General features: G+C 42.3%; 12 protein-coding genes and 1 pseudogene. 2 read left to right on the plus strand and 11 right to left on the minus strand.

What is annotated here, in order from left to right; translation table 11 throughout:
* Positions 1-27: 27 nt before the first annotated feature.
* The 3 genes from buk to AB6811_RS11300 are packed head-to-tail and all read right to left on the minus strand — an operon-like array spanning position 28 to position 3,281.
* Entirely contained in the window at positions 28-1,104 is a 1,077-nt protein-coding gene (gene buk / locus AB6811_RS11290; RefSeq protein ID WP_369490569.1) for a butyrate kinase, read from the minus strand.
* Between the two features lie 34 nt (positions 1,105-1,138).
* Complete coding sequence (locus AB6811_RS11295; RefSeq protein WP_369490570.1) at positions 1,139-2,044, minus strand: bifunctional enoyl-CoA hydratase/phosphate acetyltransferase; 906 nt, start codon at positions 2,042-2,044, stop codon at positions 1,139-1,141.
* 25 nt (positions 2,045-2,069) lie between these two features.
* Entirely contained in the window at positions 2,070-3,281 is a 1,212-nt protein-coding gene (locus AB6811_RS11300) for an acetate/propionate family kinase (protein ID WP_369490571.1), read from the minus strand.
* 336 nt (positions 3,282-3,617) lie between these two features.
* Here AB6811_RS11300 and AB6811_RS11305 point away from each other — a divergent pair, with 336 nt between their 5' ends.
* Both AB6811_RS11305 and AB6811_RS11310 read left to right on the plus strand, forming a co-directional pair.
* Entirely contained in the window at positions 3,618-6,539 is a 2,922-nt protein-coding gene (locus tag AB6811_RS11305) for an FAD-binding and (Fe-S)-binding domain-containing protein (RefSeq protein WP_369490572.1), read from the plus strand.
* 393 nt (positions 6,540-6,932) lie between these two features.
* Entirely contained in the window at positions 6,933-8,027 is a 1,095-nt protein-coding gene (locus tag AB6811_RS11310) for a 6-phosphofructokinase (protein WP_369490573.1), read from the plus strand.
* Positions 8,028-8,103: 76 nt separating this feature from the next.
* Here AB6811_RS11310 and AB6811_RS11315 read toward each other — a convergent pair.
* The 8 genes and pseudogenes from AB6811_RS11315 to AB6811_RS11350 all read right to left on the minus strand — a co-directional run bounded on the left by AB6811_RS11315 (position 8,104) and on the right by AB6811_RS11350 (position 16,780).
* A pseudogene (locus tag AB6811_RS11315) lies at positions 8,104-8,517 on the minus strand (DUF1987 domain-containing protein).
* A gap of 12 nt (positions 8,518-8,529) precedes the next feature.
* On the minus strand, positions 8,530-8,913 hold the full coding sequence (locus AB6811_RS11320) for a DUF1987 domain-containing protein (RefSeq protein WP_369490574.1): 384 nt from the start codon (positions 8,911-8,913) through the stop codon (positions 8,530-8,532).
* A gap of 12 nt (positions 8,914-8,925) precedes the next feature.
* On the minus strand, positions 8,926-9,315 hold the full coding sequence (locus tag AB6811_RS11325; protein ID WP_369490575.1) for a DUF1987 domain-containing protein: 390 nt from the start codon (positions 9,313-9,315) through the stop codon (positions 8,926-8,928).
* Positions 9,316-9,455: 140 nt separating this feature from the next.
* Positions 9,456-10,757 (minus strand): DmsC/YnfH family molybdoenzyme membrane anchor subunit, encoded by a 1,302-nt coding sequence (locus AB6811_RS11330; protein WP_369490576.1) that lies wholly within the window; start codon positions 10,755-10,757, stop codon positions 9,456-9,458.
* Positions 10,754-12,802 (minus strand): molybdopterin-containing oxidoreductase family protein, encoded by a 2,049-nt coding sequence (locus AB6811_RS11335; protein WP_369490577.1) that lies wholly within the window; start codon positions 12,800-12,802, stop codon positions 10,754-10,756. Before AB6811_RS11335 ends, AB6811_RS11330 begins: the two co-directional genes overlap by 4 nt.
* Positions 12,803-12,808: 6 nt before the next feature.
* Entirely contained in the window at positions 12,809-14,509 is a 1,701-nt protein-coding gene (locus tag AB6811_RS11340; RefSeq protein ID WP_369490578.1) for a hypothetical protein, read from the minus strand.
* 98 nt (positions 14,510-14,607) lie between these two features.
* Positions 14,608-15,597, minus strand: coding sequence for a CotH family protein (locus AB6811_RS11345; RefSeq protein WP_369490579.1), 990 nt, complete (start codon positions 15,595-15,597; stop codon positions 14,608-14,610).
* A gap of 79 nt (positions 15,598-15,676) precedes the next feature.
* A complete protein-coding gene (locus AB6811_RS11350) occupies positions 15,677-16,780 on the minus strand; it encodes an ABC transporter permease (protein WP_369490580.1) in 1,104 nt (367 codons plus the stop codon).
* Between the last annotated feature and the right edge of the window lie 10 nt (positions 16,781-16,790).

The raw sequence follows: 16,790 nt of genomic DNA on the forward strand, positions 1-16,790 counted from the left end.
GCCCCTCCTCTTTGTTAATCATTCATATTACTTATACTCCTTTGGCATTACCTCGCCTTTTAGCACCATGAGCCCATTCATGGCAAGGGCTTGCATCTCATCTTCACCAGGGTAAACAGCAACTGGTGCAATAAACCCAACCATCTCCTTAACGTAATCAACCAGGTCAGGATTGTGTGCAATACCACCGGTAAGAATAATTGCATCAACCTTACCTTTCAGCACTGCAGCCATGGAACCAATAGCTTTACCAATGTTATAGGCCATAGCATCCTGAAGGAGTTTAGCCTTAGCATCGCCGGCACGAGCTTTTAGCTCAATTTCATATGCATCGTTGGTTCCGGCATGGGCAACCAATCCGCCCTTACCGGTAAGCATCTTTTTTACCTCATCGTAGGTTACCTCACCGCTAAAGCAAAGCTTTGCAAGTTGACCAGCGGGTACGGTTCCAGCACGCTCAGGCGAGAAAGGGCCATCGCCATCGAGGGCGTTGTTTACATCAATTACCCTACCCTGACGATGTGCACCAACCGATATTCCTCCCCCAAGGTGTGCGATAACAAGGTTGAGCTCCTCGTACTTTTTATCGATACTTTTAGCATGCAAACGGGCAATGGCCTTCTGGTTTAAGGCATGGAAGATAGATACCCTTTTGAAACGGGGATGGCCTGAAATGCGAGCAACATCCTCCATCTCGTCAACCACCACCGGGTCGGCAATGTATGCCTTAGCAGAGGGTAACGATTGGGCAATATCGTCGGCAATTAAAGCGCCAAGGTTGCTGGCATGCTCGCCCATTATGCTATTGCGTAAGTCAGCTTTCATTTGCTCATTAACCTCGTAAACCCCCGATTCAATAGGTTTGAGCAGCCCACCACGACCAACTACTGCCGATATTTTATTAACATCAATACCAGCCTGCTTCAACTCCTCAAGTATAATTTCCTTACGGAAACTAAACTGGTCGGCAATGGTCTTAAACTTTGCCAAATCGTCGGCCGAGTGTTTAATGTTTTTCAGGAAAACGTTTTTATTATTCCGGAATACGGCAATTTTGGTTGACGTGGAACCGGGGTTGATAGCCAGTATTTTATATTCTTCCATGCTAATTATAATATTTTCAGGTTACTGGTTTGTTCTATTTTGCAGCGTTGGCAGCAAGGGCGATTGAATACATTTTTGATTGTACGCTATCGCCACGTGAAGTTAGCACGCAAGGCACTTTAGCGCCCATAACCATGGCCCCAAGTTCGCCCTTAGCAAGCTTTGTGCAGGCCTTAAAGAATACATTACCCGATTCAATATTGGGGAAAAGAATGCAATCGGCATCACCGGCAACCTCACCTGAAACCTTTTTAATCTGAGCCGATTCCTTATCGATTGCCACATCAAGGGCAAGAGGTCCATCAACAATGGCACCCTTTATCTGACCCCTATCGGCCATTTTTGAGATAATAGCAGCATCAACACATGCCTGCATACCTGCCGACATTTGCTCAGTTGCAGCATTGAGGGCTACCTTTGGCATTTCAATGCCAAGTGAATGGGCGGTTTGGATGAGGTAGTTGGTAATGGCTATCTTTTGGTTCAAATCTGGAGCAGGAATGATTGCCACGTCGCCAACTATAAGAAGCTTGTGGTATGTGGGCACCTGAACAACGGTAACGTGGCTGAGCACCGCCTTAGGAGGTAGCAAGCCATTCTCCTTGTCCAAAATGGCACGCATGTACTTATCGGTGCTAACGAGACCTTTCATCAGTACATCGCCTTCACCCTTATTTATAAGTTCAACAGCTTTGCGGGCTGCTTTCATCTCATCGGCTTCCTGAACAACGCGGAACTTTGAAAAATCGATATTGTGTTCGCCGCAAACTTTCTTGATGGTTGCCTCATCGCCCACCAGGGTGGCATCAACAATACCCATATCAATAGCCATGCTAACAGCCTCAATGGTGTGATGGTCGTTAGCATAAGCTGCTACCAGTCGTTTACGGGGTTTGCTACGAAGAATATCGAATAGCTGATCAAGTTTTTCTACTCTCATGGCTTTATCGCATTTTTGGTTTATACTACTTTACAAGTTCTTTTACAATGTTTGCAGTATCGGTGGCAATCACAAGTTCCTCGTTGGTGGTGATTACCATCACTTTAACCTTTGAACTAGGTTTGGTAAGTAGTTTATCCTCACCACGTACACCTTTATTGGCTTCGGTATCAAAATCGATACCCATGAAATCGATAGCGGTTGAAACCTTTTCGCGGAGAATTGGATCGTTCTCGCCTATACCACCGGTGAAAATGATTAGGTCAACACCATCCATTGCAGCAGCGTAAGCTCCAACATACTTTTTAACGCGGTAGTAGTACATATCGAGTGCAAGCTGAGCACGCTCATTGCCCTGAGCAGCGGCATTTTCCAGGTCTCTCATATCGGACGATAAACCCGATATACCAAGCACACCACTCTTCTTGTTGATTACGTCATTAACCTCTTTTATGCTTAAGTTCTCCTTTTCAGCAAGGTAAAGTAAAATACCTGCATCAACATCACCGCTGCGGGTTCCCATTATTAGACCTTCTACTGGAGTAAAGCCCATTGAGGTATCAACTGATTTACCATGCTTTATTGCCGCTATTGAAGCGCCATTACCCAGGTGACAGGTAATGATTTTCTGGCTCTCGAAATCAACACCAAGTATGCGACATGCCTTTTGGGCTACATACTTATGGCTTGTTCCGTGAAAGCCATACCTACGGATTTTATACTTATCGTAGTAGTCATGAGGAATAGCGTAGAGGTAAGCATATTTGGGCATGGTTTGATGGAACGATGTATCGAATACAGCTACCTGGGGAACGCCCGGGAGTAGCTTTTCCATGGAAAGAATCCCTTTAAGGTTTGCAGGGTTGTGAAGGGGGGCAAGCTCTATACACTTTTCAATTTCACTCTTGGTGAAATCATCAATTAAGCTACTCTTGGTGAAAAATTCACCACCATGAGCCACACGGTGACCAACAGCAGTAATCTCATTTAAACTCTTAATTACGCCATGTTTTTCGTTAACAAGCGCCTCAAGAATAAGATTTATACCGGTTGTGTGATCGGGGATGCTGGTAACCACCTCGTACCTATCCTTACCCTCAGGTTTGTGAGTAAGAATAGCATCGGTAAAACCAATACGTTCAACAATACCCTTAGCTAGTAACTGACCATAGTTGGCCATGTTTAGCAGCTGATACTTAATGGATGAACTTCCGCAGTTCAGAACGAGAACAATCATTGTTTTATTATTTTGATAGTCAAACAATTAGTTAATTCAATTTACATACGCAAAATTAGGAATAAATACCTTCCCCTTCAAAGCATTTAAGGCTTTTTAAAGCATTAACTGGTTGATTTATAGTAAAACAGGCGTTTAAAATACACCTAACACTCTGATATGCATTACATTATGCAGCATATGTTTTTCAACATGGTATTTCTATTTTCTTGAATTGCTTACGATGTTATACCCAGTTTTATATTTTTTCAAAATCAAATCATTAGAATCAAAATTACGGGAAGAAAATCATAGAAAAATAAATTGCTTTAAGTTTGTATGAATTTTTGAAGAGGTATGAAAGATTTGGAAATCAAAATAAATGAGCTGAGCGATCTGCTTAGCTGCGAGGTAAAGTGGGACGAATCCACGCTTATTCAGTATTCAACCGATGCATCGGCATACAAGGAGAAACCCTATGCTGTAGTTTGGCCACAAGATGTAAATGATATCCAACAGGCTATTCGCTTTGCCAAAAAACATAAAATACCAGTTATTCCCCGTGCAGCAGGAACCTCGTTGGCGGGACAGGTAGTTGGCAAAGGCATTATTATTGATATCTCAAAGCACTTCCGCAAAATCATCAACCTTGATGTTGAAAAGAGAAGGGTTACCGTTGAACCCGGTGTTATACTCGATGAGCTTAACCTCTTCCTTAAACCACATGGTTTATTCTTTGGCCCTGAAACATCAACATCAAATAGGTGTACCCTCTCTGGTATGGTGGGCAATAACAGCTGCGGCTCACATTCCTTGGTATACGGAAGCACCCGCGATCACCTTTACTCAGTAAAAATGGTACTCGACGACGGTAATGAATACCTTTTTGGAGAGGTTAATAAAACCGAATACGATGAAAAACTAAGGCTTTCAAATCGCGAAGGGGATATTTACAGGTTTATACACAACCTTATAGGTAACGAGCAAAATCAAAAGTTAATTACCTCGAATTTTCCTGATCCCAGTGTAAAACGTCGGAATACGGGCTATGCCCTCGACACGCTTATAGGAACAGTGGCTGCTGGTGGTGAATTACCGCTTAACCTTGCAAAATTGATTGCCGGGAGTGAAGGAACTTTTGGCATTATCACCGAAATCACCCTAAACCTGGTACCTCTTCCCCCTAAGGAAAAAGCTGTGGTCGCTGTACATTTAAAAAATCGCACCGATGCCTTCAAGGCAAACCTTATAGCCCTGAAGCACAAACCCTGGGCAGTGGAACTAATGGACAACATTATCCTGGAGTGCACTAAGGGCAATATTGATCAGCAAAAGAACCGCTTTTTTGTTCAGGGCGACCCGGGAGCCATACTTATTGTTGAATTCTTTGCCAATAGTAAAGGCGAAATTGAAAGCGCTGCCCAGAAAATGGAAAGTGATATGCGTGAGGCAGGCTACGGTTACCATTTCCCAGTTATTTGGGGTGCTGAAACCTCAAAGGTTTGGAATTTGCGTAAGGCTGGACTTGGCGTATTATCGAATGTTGTGGGCGATGCAAAACCCGTTTCGCTTATTGAAGATACTGCTGTTCCTGTTGAAAGCCTACCCTACTACATGGACGATTTCGAAATAATAATGCAACGATATGGGCTTGAATGCGTTTACCATGCACATATAGGGACGGGAGAGCTCCATTTAAGACCAGTGCTTAATCTTAAGGATCCTAAGGATGTTGAGCTATTCCATACCATTGGCTACGAAGTGGCCATGCTCGTTAAAAAGTACAAGGGCTCTTTAAGCGGCGAACACGGCGATGGAAGATTACGAGGCGAATTTATACCCATCTTTTACGGCGAAGAGGTTTACCAGCTAATGCGAGAACTGAAGTTCGCTTTTGACCCTGATAATATTTTTAATCCGGGAAAAATCATTGATACCCCACCCATGAACAGCTCTTTAAGGTATATTCCCGGTCAAAAGGAAAGGGTTATTGATACCATTTTCGATTTTTCGTCCTCGCTTGGAATAATCCGCGCTGCAGAAAAATGCAATGGTTCAGGCGACTGCCGTAAAACACATCTGTCGGGCGGAACACTTTGCCCAAGCTACATGGCAACACTTAACGAGGCTAACACAACCCGCGCACGAGCTAACCTGCTCAGGGAATTTTTATCATACAGCCCTAAAAGAAACCCATTTAATCATAGGGAGCTATACGAAATACTGGATTTATGCCTCTTATGCAAGGGATGTAAGAACGAATGCCCCTCGAGCGTTGATATGGCAAAGCTTAAAGCCGAATTCTTACAGCACTGGTACGATGCAAACGGCATCCCCATACGAAGTAGGATGGTAGCCTACATTGCCCATATAAACCGAATGGGTAGTTACTTTCCTCGATTAACCAATTGGTTTTTAACCAATAAGGTAACATCAAAAATTCTGATTCAGGCAATAGGATTTGAACCTAAGCGCAAAATGCCCCTGCTAGGCGAATCTACCCTTAAGAAATGGTTTAAGCGGAACAGGTGCCATTCAGCTAAACACAATGGAAAGGTTTACCTCCTGCCTGACGAGTTTACAAACTACAACGACGTACATATAGGCATTAAGGCTGTTGAATTGCTTAATCGACTTGGTTATGAGGTGGAACTGGTTGATATTTTTGAAAGTGGTAGAACCTATATTTCAAAGGGTTTGGTAAGAACCGCCAAGCGTATTGCCAACAGCAATATTGAAAAGCTATCGGGTATCATAAATCCAGATACACCCCTTATTGGAATAGAACCTTCGGCAATACTTAGTTTTAGAGATGAGTATCCCGATTTGGTATCCCAAGAAAACAAGCAAAAGGCAAATAGTTTAGCTGAGAACGCTCTTCTTTTTGAAGAATTTTTTATTAGGGAGGCTGCTAAAGGCAGAATCAACCCAGAGATGTTTACTACAAGGGCCCAGCACATTAAGTTACATGGACACTGCCAGCAAAAAGCAATTGCCTCAACAACACCTACTAAAGCAATGCTATCGTTTCCTGTAAACTATACAGTGGAGGAAATTCCGAGTGGTTGTTGCGGCATGGCAGGGGCATTTGGTTATGAAAAGGAACATTACGATTTATCGATGAAAGTGGGTGAGTTAGTTCTGTTCCCCGAAATCCGTAAAACACCCCATGACACAATAATTTCTGCACCCGGAACAAGCTGTAGGCACCAGATTAAAGATGGTACTGGCCGAAAAGCCCTTCACCCCATTGAGGTGATGTGGGAGGCGTTGGTTTAAAGGTTAAGGGGGTTAATACAATCCACCTTGCAATGTTTGAGAACTTACTCAACATTCCTGCTTTCTGATTTTAGTTTCTTACTTTCTATTCGGATTCTTCCCCATCCCGTTTTCACACGTTTGCGGTGCATAATTATTTGTAACATCAAGAGTTTTGATACTTTTTAGCATTGTACGTTTAAAAAAATTCATACCTTTGCGAACGTGGAAAAAATTTGGCTTTTTACAATTTGTAATATACCAAATAATGAGGTAAACATGAACAACCAGTTTTAATTATTGAGGTAAATCGAAAAAAATGATTACAATTTGTAACTTTTTTTAGCAGTATTACTTCAGTTTTTAAAACAAAGACTTTAGCGTAAAAAACCTTAACAAACGAAATTAAAACCAATGAAAAGAGTTTTAGTAGCAACAGGAGGCGGCGATTGTCCTGGATTAAATGCGGTGATCCGGGCAATTGTTAAACGTGCCTCTCAGGAACCCGACTGGGAAGTTATTGGTAGTATTCAGTCGTTCGATGGAATTCTACGTGAGCCTACTGAAATCAAGGTGCTCGACGAGCGCGCTGTGGCAGGTATTCACGTACAGGGGGGTACGATAATTGGAACAACCAACAAGGGAGGCCCCTTTGCTTGGCCTGTTAAAAATAAGGATGGCTCATGGGGTGCGGTTGACCGTTCCGATGAGATGATCCGTAAGCTTCAATATCTTGGGATTGATGCTGTTATAAGTATTGGTGGCGATGGCTCTCAACGCATTTCACAACAGCTATACGAAAAAGGGTTGAATATTATTGGTGTTCCCAAAACTATCGATAACGACCTTTCAGCAACTGACTTTACTTTCGGTTTCCAAACTGCAGTTCAAATTGCAACAGAAGCCGTTGATAAGCTGGTTACCACGGCCGCTAGCCATAACCGAGTTCTGATTCTAGAGGTAATGGGACGTTATGCCGGGTGGATTGCACTGCATGCTGCTATTGCCGGCGGTGCTGAGGTTTGCTTAATTCCTGAAATCCCATACGATATCCATAAAGTTGCTGAACGACTCCAAAGTCGTTACAATAAAGGGAAAGGACATGCCATTGTAGTAGTAGCAGAGGGTGCTCTACCCAAGGGTGGCACACTGGTATCGGCTGAAAGCGATGAGGTAGGTTACCATAACCTGCGACTTGGTGGAGTTGCACACAAAATTACACGAGACCTTAAGAGCATTGGCTTTGAGGCCGACATCCGCGAAACAGTTCTTGGACACTTACAGCGTGGTGGTATTCCCGTAGCTTACGATAGAGTTTTAGCTACTCAGTTTGGTGTAAAGGCCTTTGAAATGGTGCTTGAGGGTAAATTTGGCGAAATGGTTGCTTACCGTCACCCCGATATCATTTCCGTGCCCCTTATTGATGCCATAAACCGTCCCAACTTTGTTGACCCTGATTGCGACCTAATTCGAACTGCAAGGGGTGTGGGTATCAGTTTTGGTGATTAAAAAGCAATCTCATATGCATAACGGGGAAGTTTACACTTCCCCTTTTCTTTTTGCCTTTCGCCGTAATATCAAATTTCTAAATAGGGTCGTTGCAAACCTCGCAAACCGAGGGGGCTTTAATTCCTGAATACTCAATTAATTCCCACCCTGACTCAGCCATATCCTCGTCTCCGGGTTCATAGTTCCAAACGATTTGGATTGGTACCCCCATCTCAAATATCTCCTGCATGTGCTGGAAAAGGGTAATCATATACTTTTACGAAGCGGAGTTAATGTATTTGAAGAAAAGCCTAAAGTTTATTGGCCTAACCGATTTGGCACCATTCTTTTGAATTTCAAGTTTGAACTGGGTGAGCCACTTTACTACAGGTTCGTAAAAGTTAGTTACATTTTCCGGATGACTAACCCCAATTATAGTGAAATTGCCACTACGAGGATCTAGTGTAATCTCAGGGGAATCCTTTTTGGCTTTAATGCGTAATGGTTCCATTATGGTATGTTTTTACATTTCTGGTTTTGGTACAAGTTTAAAAGGTACTGATATCAACTCGGCAAGTTCCTCGCCTGCCTCCTCAAGCTCAGCATCTTGCTGAGGAAATTTCCATACTATCTGAACCTCATACCCCTTTTTAAAAAGCTCTTTGATGCGGTTCATTATAATCAGTATCATTTTTGAGGAAGCAGTATTAAAATACTCAAAATCGAATTCAAAGAGTGAGGTTTTATTGGGGTTTTTCATGTAATCGTCCAACCAAGCAATAAGAGGGGTGTAAAACGATTTAACGTCTTCCGGAAGGGATTTCCCTTGAATAGTAAACTCACCGCTATCCCGGTCAAAAATAACTTTGGGTGTGGTAAGTGTTGGTTCGAGGTGAAGCCTTTCCATGGACGTTAGAAGTTATTTGGAAATATGCTGGTAGCTAATCATCTTAAAAGGCAACTCAAGCATATCGGCATAGTCGTTACCAGCATCGTGCATATCCTCATCATCCTCCATATAGTGCCACTCAACTTCAACGTCCTTGCCTGCCGAATACATTCCATCAAGCAATTCCAAAACCTCAAGCAGCATTTTTGATGATGCAGTATTAAAATACTCCATTTTTACCTTTAAAACGGTTTTGGGATTTGGATTGTCGGCATAAGCTTTTAACCACCTAAGCACAGGGTTATAAAACTCCTTAACATCCTCAGGTAGCGATTTACCTGTGATTTCGAACTTATTGGCATCCTTGTCGAATGTAATATTTGGGGTTTCGTTAGTCCCTTTGATGATTAATGCATCCATACTGCTATGTTTATAAAAATCACTTTTCAACTTAATAAAACAAATATAAACATTTTACCCAAAATATCAATAGCAAAAAGTTTTTGTTTGAAAATAATTTTGACTAAACGCCAAGGAAATTCCTTAAAACAACCTAAGGTTTAAATGCTCTGAAAAGGGTTATGGGTATCGATGCTAGCGTAATACTCGTACCGGTCAATAAACTCCCCAATAAGAAAGAGGGTGAGAAATGGGGCTATGTTTGCAGGAATCAAACCAAAGAGTAATCCTACAAGTGGTATAAGAATACCTAAAAATCTTATTAATGAAAAAATCACCCTTTTAGGGTAGAATTTTTGAATGTATGCATGGCGTACCAGATAAAGCAATAGCTTGATAGTTGCAAGAAGAACAAAGGCTTTTGATAAAGTTATTAACGAAAATAGCGTAGAGGCGGTTAGCAAAGTATTTGCACTGTGAATAGGTGTGCTATAGTTTTTACGAACTACATGGTAAACCATTTCAAGGGAGATGAGAAAAGCCGTTCCAACAACCACCGAAAACCAAAATAATGGAGGTTTTTCAGTAAAAACGTAAAGCAGACCTGAAAAGGCAAACAAACCAAAAAGAGCAATTTCACGACTCAACCAGCTCGATTTAACATGAAGCAGGGCTCTTATCGCCCTTAAAGGCTTGCCTAAATGGAATAAACTTGCAAAACCCGCAAAAGCAAACAATAAAATGAAGGAAATCTTAGAAAACAATGAGATTTTTTCAAGGCGATAAAAGGTGATAAACCATCCAACTAATACAGCTGAAAGGTAAGTAAAAATAAACAAAGGGATTTCCTTTGTGGGATGAATACGGTGGCTATATGTCTCAACAAAATCGGATTGTTGAAGGCCCGTGGCCTCAATAGCCATTTCGGGTAAACTATCGTTGATACTTTCATTAGCGACATTAATGCGAGGCGAAGTAGCGACTTCAGGGAACCCGGGTTTTGATAGATTAGCCTCTATCTTTATTTCACCAAAGGTGAGAGAGCCTGTTGGACATGCTGCAGCACAAGCAGGTATGCCTCCTCCCTTTAGCAGATCGTTACAGAAATTACATTTCTCCACCACACCCTTATCCGGGTTAAATTTTGGCGCTTCATAAGGGCAAGCCCAAGTACAGTACTTGCAGCCAATGCATTTTAGAGAGCTATGTATTATTGCTCCAGTTTCGTCGTCCCTTGAATATGCAATTGCAGGGCAATTAGTCATGCAAGGTGCATCAATACAGTGGTTACACGCTATTGAAAGGTTGATGAAACCCTTTAAGGGAATTTTTACGGGGTTGCCATTAACCACCATTCGCCATGCCATTGGGGGTTCGGTATGGTTTTGGTTATAGCATGCCACTATGCATGCATGACAACCCACGCATCGGGAATAATCGAATATGAACCCCCTGTCGCTCATGGTTTACGTTTTACGAGCTTAACCTCTACCCTATTGTTATGAAATGCTGATCCGTGTCCCATATCGGTTTCTCTACCTTCCGAAAGGACATTCACCGGTGCACCCTGTGTTCTCCACCATCCGTTTGGGATAACCACACAACCCACCCTTACCTCATAGGTTAGCTGTGCCTTAACCCTGAACGAACCCCTACTGTTAAAAATTTCAACCAGATCGCCATCGCCTATTCCCCTTTGAATGGCATCAGCCGGGTTAATTTGTAATACCGGTGCGCCACTAATCATTGATATCACTTTTAAATTATTGAATTGACTATGTATTCGGTTTTTGGTGTTTGGCGACATTAAAAAAAGTGGATATGGCGTTTGGTTATGGAATAACTCTACGGCTGGTTTATAGGTTGGAAGTGGATTTTCACCCCATAAAGTTTGAACCTGCTCAGAGTACAACTCAATTTTCCCCGAGGGTGTTGGAAATCGATAATCGGAGAATGCAATTTCCTGAAGACCGGGAGCAAGTATTGGACCTTTCCTGAGCTCTTCGAGCGATAAGTTAAACTCGCGCAGCTTACTATCAAGGTACCTATCAACATGTTCATCGCCCGGGGGAAGTAAAATATTGGATAAATCGGCCTCGTTAAACCCTAGTTTTTGTGCAAGCCACCAGTAAATTTCGGTTTCGGGCTTAACCTCTCCGGCTGGTTCAACCACTTTTTGCTTGAGCTGAATGTAAGGATTCCAGTACGAACCAACTATATCGGATTGTTCAAACATGTTTTTAGCCGGTAGGATAATTTCGGCTTCCAGAGCCGTATCGGTCATAAATTGCTCCACCACCACTCTGAAATCGAGTTTCCGGAAGGCCTCAAGAACTTTGCCCGTATTTGGGTTTTGGGTTAGCGGATTTCCGCGTTCTACCCAAATCATTTTTAGCTCAGGATTTTTGGTAGCAAGCATGTCCTCTCCTAACCGCGCAGTTGAAATGGAACGACGCATAATGCCATCGGGTTTGTCGGGCGGATAGTAACAGAGTGGCTCCAGGACATCGTCAAAAACATAGCTTTGAAGGTTAGCGTAGTGCCAGCATGCGCCGGGTTTCCCAATATTGCCAGTAATTACACTAAGTGCAAGTATTGCCCTTACAGTCTGTCCCCCGTTTGTATATCGCTGCATGCCATAGCCTGGTATTAGTGTCATTGGTTTTACATTGCCAATGTACCATGCCAGCTTCTCAATTAAGTTAACTGGCACCCCCGATATATTGGATGCCCATTGTGCCGTAAAGGGTTTAACATGTTCAGCAAATTGATCAAAACCATGAACATGCTGTTTGATAAAATCGCTATCAATCCATCCGTTTTGAATAATTATGTTGGCAACAGCCAATGCAATAGGTGCATCGGTTGATGGGTATGGTTGTAGTAGCAAGGTAGCTCTTTGGGTTGATTGGGTTCTACGTGGATCGATAACCAATAGTTCCGCCCCCTTATCAAGCGCATTGTTCAGGGGTATCATTTCGTGAACGTTGCTCTCAGCTGGGTTTTTCCCCCAGAGAACAATTAGCTTAGCATTCTCTAAATCCCAAGGAACATTGTGCTTATTTTCACCAAGCGTTAAGCGCGTAGCCTCCAAACCTGCAGGCCAGCAAAGATTACCGTAAACGGTTGTAGCCCCTCCGTAAACATAACGCCAGAACTTTCCGCTGAAATCGTTTAACAAGCCAGCCATGCCGCTGGCAGCGTAAAATAAAACCGATTTTTGACCATAGACATCGCGGAAATGTATCAGCTTTTCCGCAATAGTTTCAAGAGCCTCGTTCCATGAAATGCGTTTAAAGGAACCATTTACCTTTTTGAGTGGATAAATAATACGATCGGGAGAATTTGCTCGTTCCACATAGCTTAAACCTTTAAGGCATCCCCCAAAAGGAGTTGCCCTGTTTAAGGGTAAAGGGTTGATACCTACAACTTTTCCCTTATCAACCTGCACAACAAGGCTACATGTGCTGTAGCAGTTTCGTGGGCAAGCAGTGATGAACTCCTTCACTTAACTTTACTTTTGGGTTTCGGCAAGGTATTGCTCCTTGGAAATAAAGAAACCATCCTTTAGGTAGTAAACTGCACCATACTCATGGTCGACACGAGTGTAGAAGGTGATTGTGTTGTTCCGGTTAAACACTGTTCGGGTAAGTATTATTCGTGGATAACGGATAACCTCATCGGTACGTTCACGGGTATATCGTTTGGCAATATCCTCGGCAGCAAGCAGGGTTACAACCTGATCGGCATCCTCCCTGCCAATTTGGGCGCTCATTTTCTCGGCCACAAGCTTAAGGCGTAACTCAGCATCGCGCTTACGCTGCTCCTCAAGGAGCAACTTTTTTTGCTCCTCTGCCCTACGGCGTTCCTCCTCCTCGCGTTTTAGCCGTTCGGCTTCCTGTCGAGCTTTTTCCTGTTCTGCCTTCAGACGTTCCGCACGTAGTTTAGCTTCGGCAATAGCCCTTTCTTCAGCCTCTTTCTTTAACCTTTCAGCCTCTTGCAGTTTTGCCTCTTCCTCGGCTTTACGTTTGGCTTCCTCGGCCAATCGTTGAGCCTCAGCCTCCTTGCGAATGCGTTCTTCTTCCTTTAAGCGAGCCTCCTCGGCAGCCTTACGTTTAGCTTCTTCCTCCTGCCGAACACGTTCTTGCTCCTGTTTAAGCCTTTCCTCCTCCTGCTTTCTCAATTCTTCTTTCTTACGGGCTTCCTCCTCGGCTTTTAACCTGGCCTCTTCCTCTGCTTTTTTGCGTTGCTCTTCCAATCTTTTTTGTTCCTCAAGTTTTGCTTTTTCCTCTGCCAGCCTTCGCTCCTCGGCTTCCTTTCTCAGCCTTTCCTCTTCTTTAAGTCTGGCCTCCTCAGCAGCTTTACGTTTTGCTTCCTCCTCCTGACGGATACGTTCCTGTTCTTTCCTCAGCCTTTCCTCCTCCTGTTTTCTGAGTTCCTCTTTCTTACGAGCTTCCTCCTCAGCTTTTAACCGTGCTTCCTCCTCGGCCTTTTTCTTAAGTTCCTCCAGACGCTTTTGCTCTTCCAACCTTTTCTTTTCCTCTGCAATGCGTCGCTCTTCAGCCTCTTTCCTTAACCTTTCCTCCTCCTTTTTTCTTGCCTCCTCAGCAGCTTTGCGCTTAGCCTCCTCTTCCTCTTTACGTTTTTGGGCTTCAGCTAAAATGCGTTGCCTTTCCTCCTCTGCCTTTCGGGCTTTTTCTTCCATCTCCTTCTTCTTTTTCTCCTCTGCTAACTTTTTGTTTTCATTTTCAATTTCTTTAAGCACTTTAAGAGAGTAGTCGGTATCGTAGGTAAAGTCTCTTATATCCCTTGCATACATTATCTTTGCAACAGGATTGGCATACTCCTTAATAACGTCCTCACTCTGTTTTTCAAGAACCACCTCAAATCCGGTCATTTGCTGAATATCCTTACGGAATGTTTCAGGAACCCGGGTATCAATTAAAACCTTTTTGGTGATATAGCCAGGTTTCTCAAAAACTATGATATACTCGGAGTTATACTCAAGAATAAAATCAAAAACCCCTTTATTGCTAACCGATATTGTTTGAACTATATTTCCGTTTTGGGTTACCGTTACCTTTGAACCCTGTAAATCGCCCTTTTTAACTATTAGCCTAGCCGATACCTGTAATCCATTCTGAGCAATGGACGATAGGCAAAGTAAGATAATAACCGATATTGAAAAAAAAGCCTTTGATATTATTGATTTCATGAGCGACATATTCTGCATTTTCAGTCCAAGCAATTGCAAAATGACAAAAGTTCTAACAAATTAAGTAAAAATATTTGAAAGTGATACGAATTAATTAACTAATCGGTTCGACATTTTGTAATAATCCTTGATTTACGTTTTGTATCCGATGCTATTATATCGAAGAATTCATTGGTATATCTAATTAGCTCATTTCTTTGCGCCTGGGGTAAATAGTTAAACGTGGTAATAGTATGGTTTATTGTATCCTTTAGGTTAAGGAAATAGCTGAAGGCATCAGCAAACTGCTGTTCCGGCTTACAGTAGCCATTAAAGTGTCGTTCTCTAACCGATTTTATGGGTAAATGCTCAGCCGGAAGCGCATAGGGAGCATCAACAAAACCCGAAAAGTCGAAATCAAAAGGAACGGGAATGGATGGGGCATAGGGTTCGGGCTCAATTAGGGTGATATTGTGCAATGCCTTTATTGACCAATCGGTATGGCCAATCATGTACTGAAAAATGGCCATCCTATTGTAGTAGTAGCTATTGCAGGCGTTTGGGTGAGTGTTTTTAGCATCCCTAACCACTCCTCCCAATCTTCTTGATAGTATTTCAACCGGTTCAATTACAAAGGCATAACAAATTGACTGGTCGCCATAGTATCTATCTACCATATTCAACCTTAAAAGCCTTACTCTGTATGAATAGGGTGAAATAATCTGGTAAAGCTTGTAAACAAGGTACTCCTTTAGGACTAAATCCCCGTATCTGCTAGATTTTTGGCATGGTACCACCAATTTTAGTTTTTCAATACCCTCAAAAATGGTATTTGAGGTCTCTTTTGGTTTAAATTTTATGAGCAGCGGTGGTTGGGAACAATTTGATGCTTTTCGTCGGAAAATTCCACGAGTCCTTATATCAACGGGAATACTAATAGTAGCGCCATTTTCGTTCTCATAGCTTAAATATCCTTTATGGTACGATGGGTCTTCGCCTATATCGGCAAAAACTTGCTGAATGCCAAATTCAAGTTTAATATCAAGCAATGAGCTATCGGCAAATAGAGCTTGCCCATCTGCTAAATTGCTAAAAATTAGCAATACCAAAAGAATAGTATTTGATGCAATCCGGTTTAGCACCACTCATTGAAATGGTTCTCCTGTAAAAATACAATTATTTGGGCAACTATTCTGATTTTTTTCTATACCGCAGTATGGCTATGCTTAGAACTGCAATTGTCATTAGACTGATTGATAGAAAACTATCTTTCAGGTTTGTAAAATCGGAGCCTTTTAGAATGAGCATCCTGTTTACCTTCATAAAGTAGTAAAGCGGGTTGATGGTATTAAACCAGTTTGCCCATTTTGGCATGCTCTCAGTTGGGGTGAACAACCCGCTTAGCATCAGGAAAACAATCATGAAAAAGAAAGCCATAAACATTACCTGTTGCTGATTGCTAGCCGATGTTGAGAGTATCAAACCTAATCCCAGTGTTACCAAAAGGTATATTGCAGCAAAAGCAAACAGAAGTGGAATGCTGCCTGCAATGGTTAGGTTAAATACAAGCCTGGCAATTAGTAGCCCAAACGACAGTTCAAATAACGCAATTATCCAGAATGGAAGTAACTTGCCAATTACAAATTGATAGGGCTTAATAGGGGTAACGTTAACCTGCTCAATGGTGCCAAGCTCTTTCTCCCTAACAATATTGATTGCCGTTAAAAACATACCAACAATGGTAACTAAAATTACAAGAATACCTGGAACCATGTAAAGCTTATAGTTCAGTTCTGGATTATACCAATACCTTACGCTTTGTTTAGTTTTGATAGGATTTATATTTTGTATTGAAATGCTGGATGCGAAGTTCTGAATAATTCCGGTGGTATAACTCTGTGTTAATGCTGCCGCTGTAATGTTGATGGCATTCAGCATAAGCTGAATATTTACGGGTGCCCCCTCAACTAGGCTTTCCCCAAAACGCTTTGGGATTACCAGTGCAGCATCGGTTTTACCTAAATCAATTAGTTCAACAGCCCTGTCAACATTGCCGCTAACAGGTATCAAGGTATAAAACTTTGATTGGTCAAAAGCGTTTATTAACCTGCGCGATTCCGATGAATTATCAAAATCAACTATGGTCAACCTGATGTTTTTCATCTCCTGTGTAGCTGCGTTAGCCAGGATGAGTAGCTGAACAATGGGCAATACGAATATTATTGGTAGTATAGTTTTATTCCTGAAAATCTGAATAAACTCTTTCTGCAAAAGTATTAGTATCCTTCTCATAGCAAGCTGT

The sequence above is a fragment of the Tenuifilum sp. 4138str genome (assembly GCF_041102575.1).
GTDB lineage: Bacteria > Bacteroidota > Bacteroidia > Bacteroidales > Tenuifilaceae > Tenuifilum > Tenuifilum osseticum.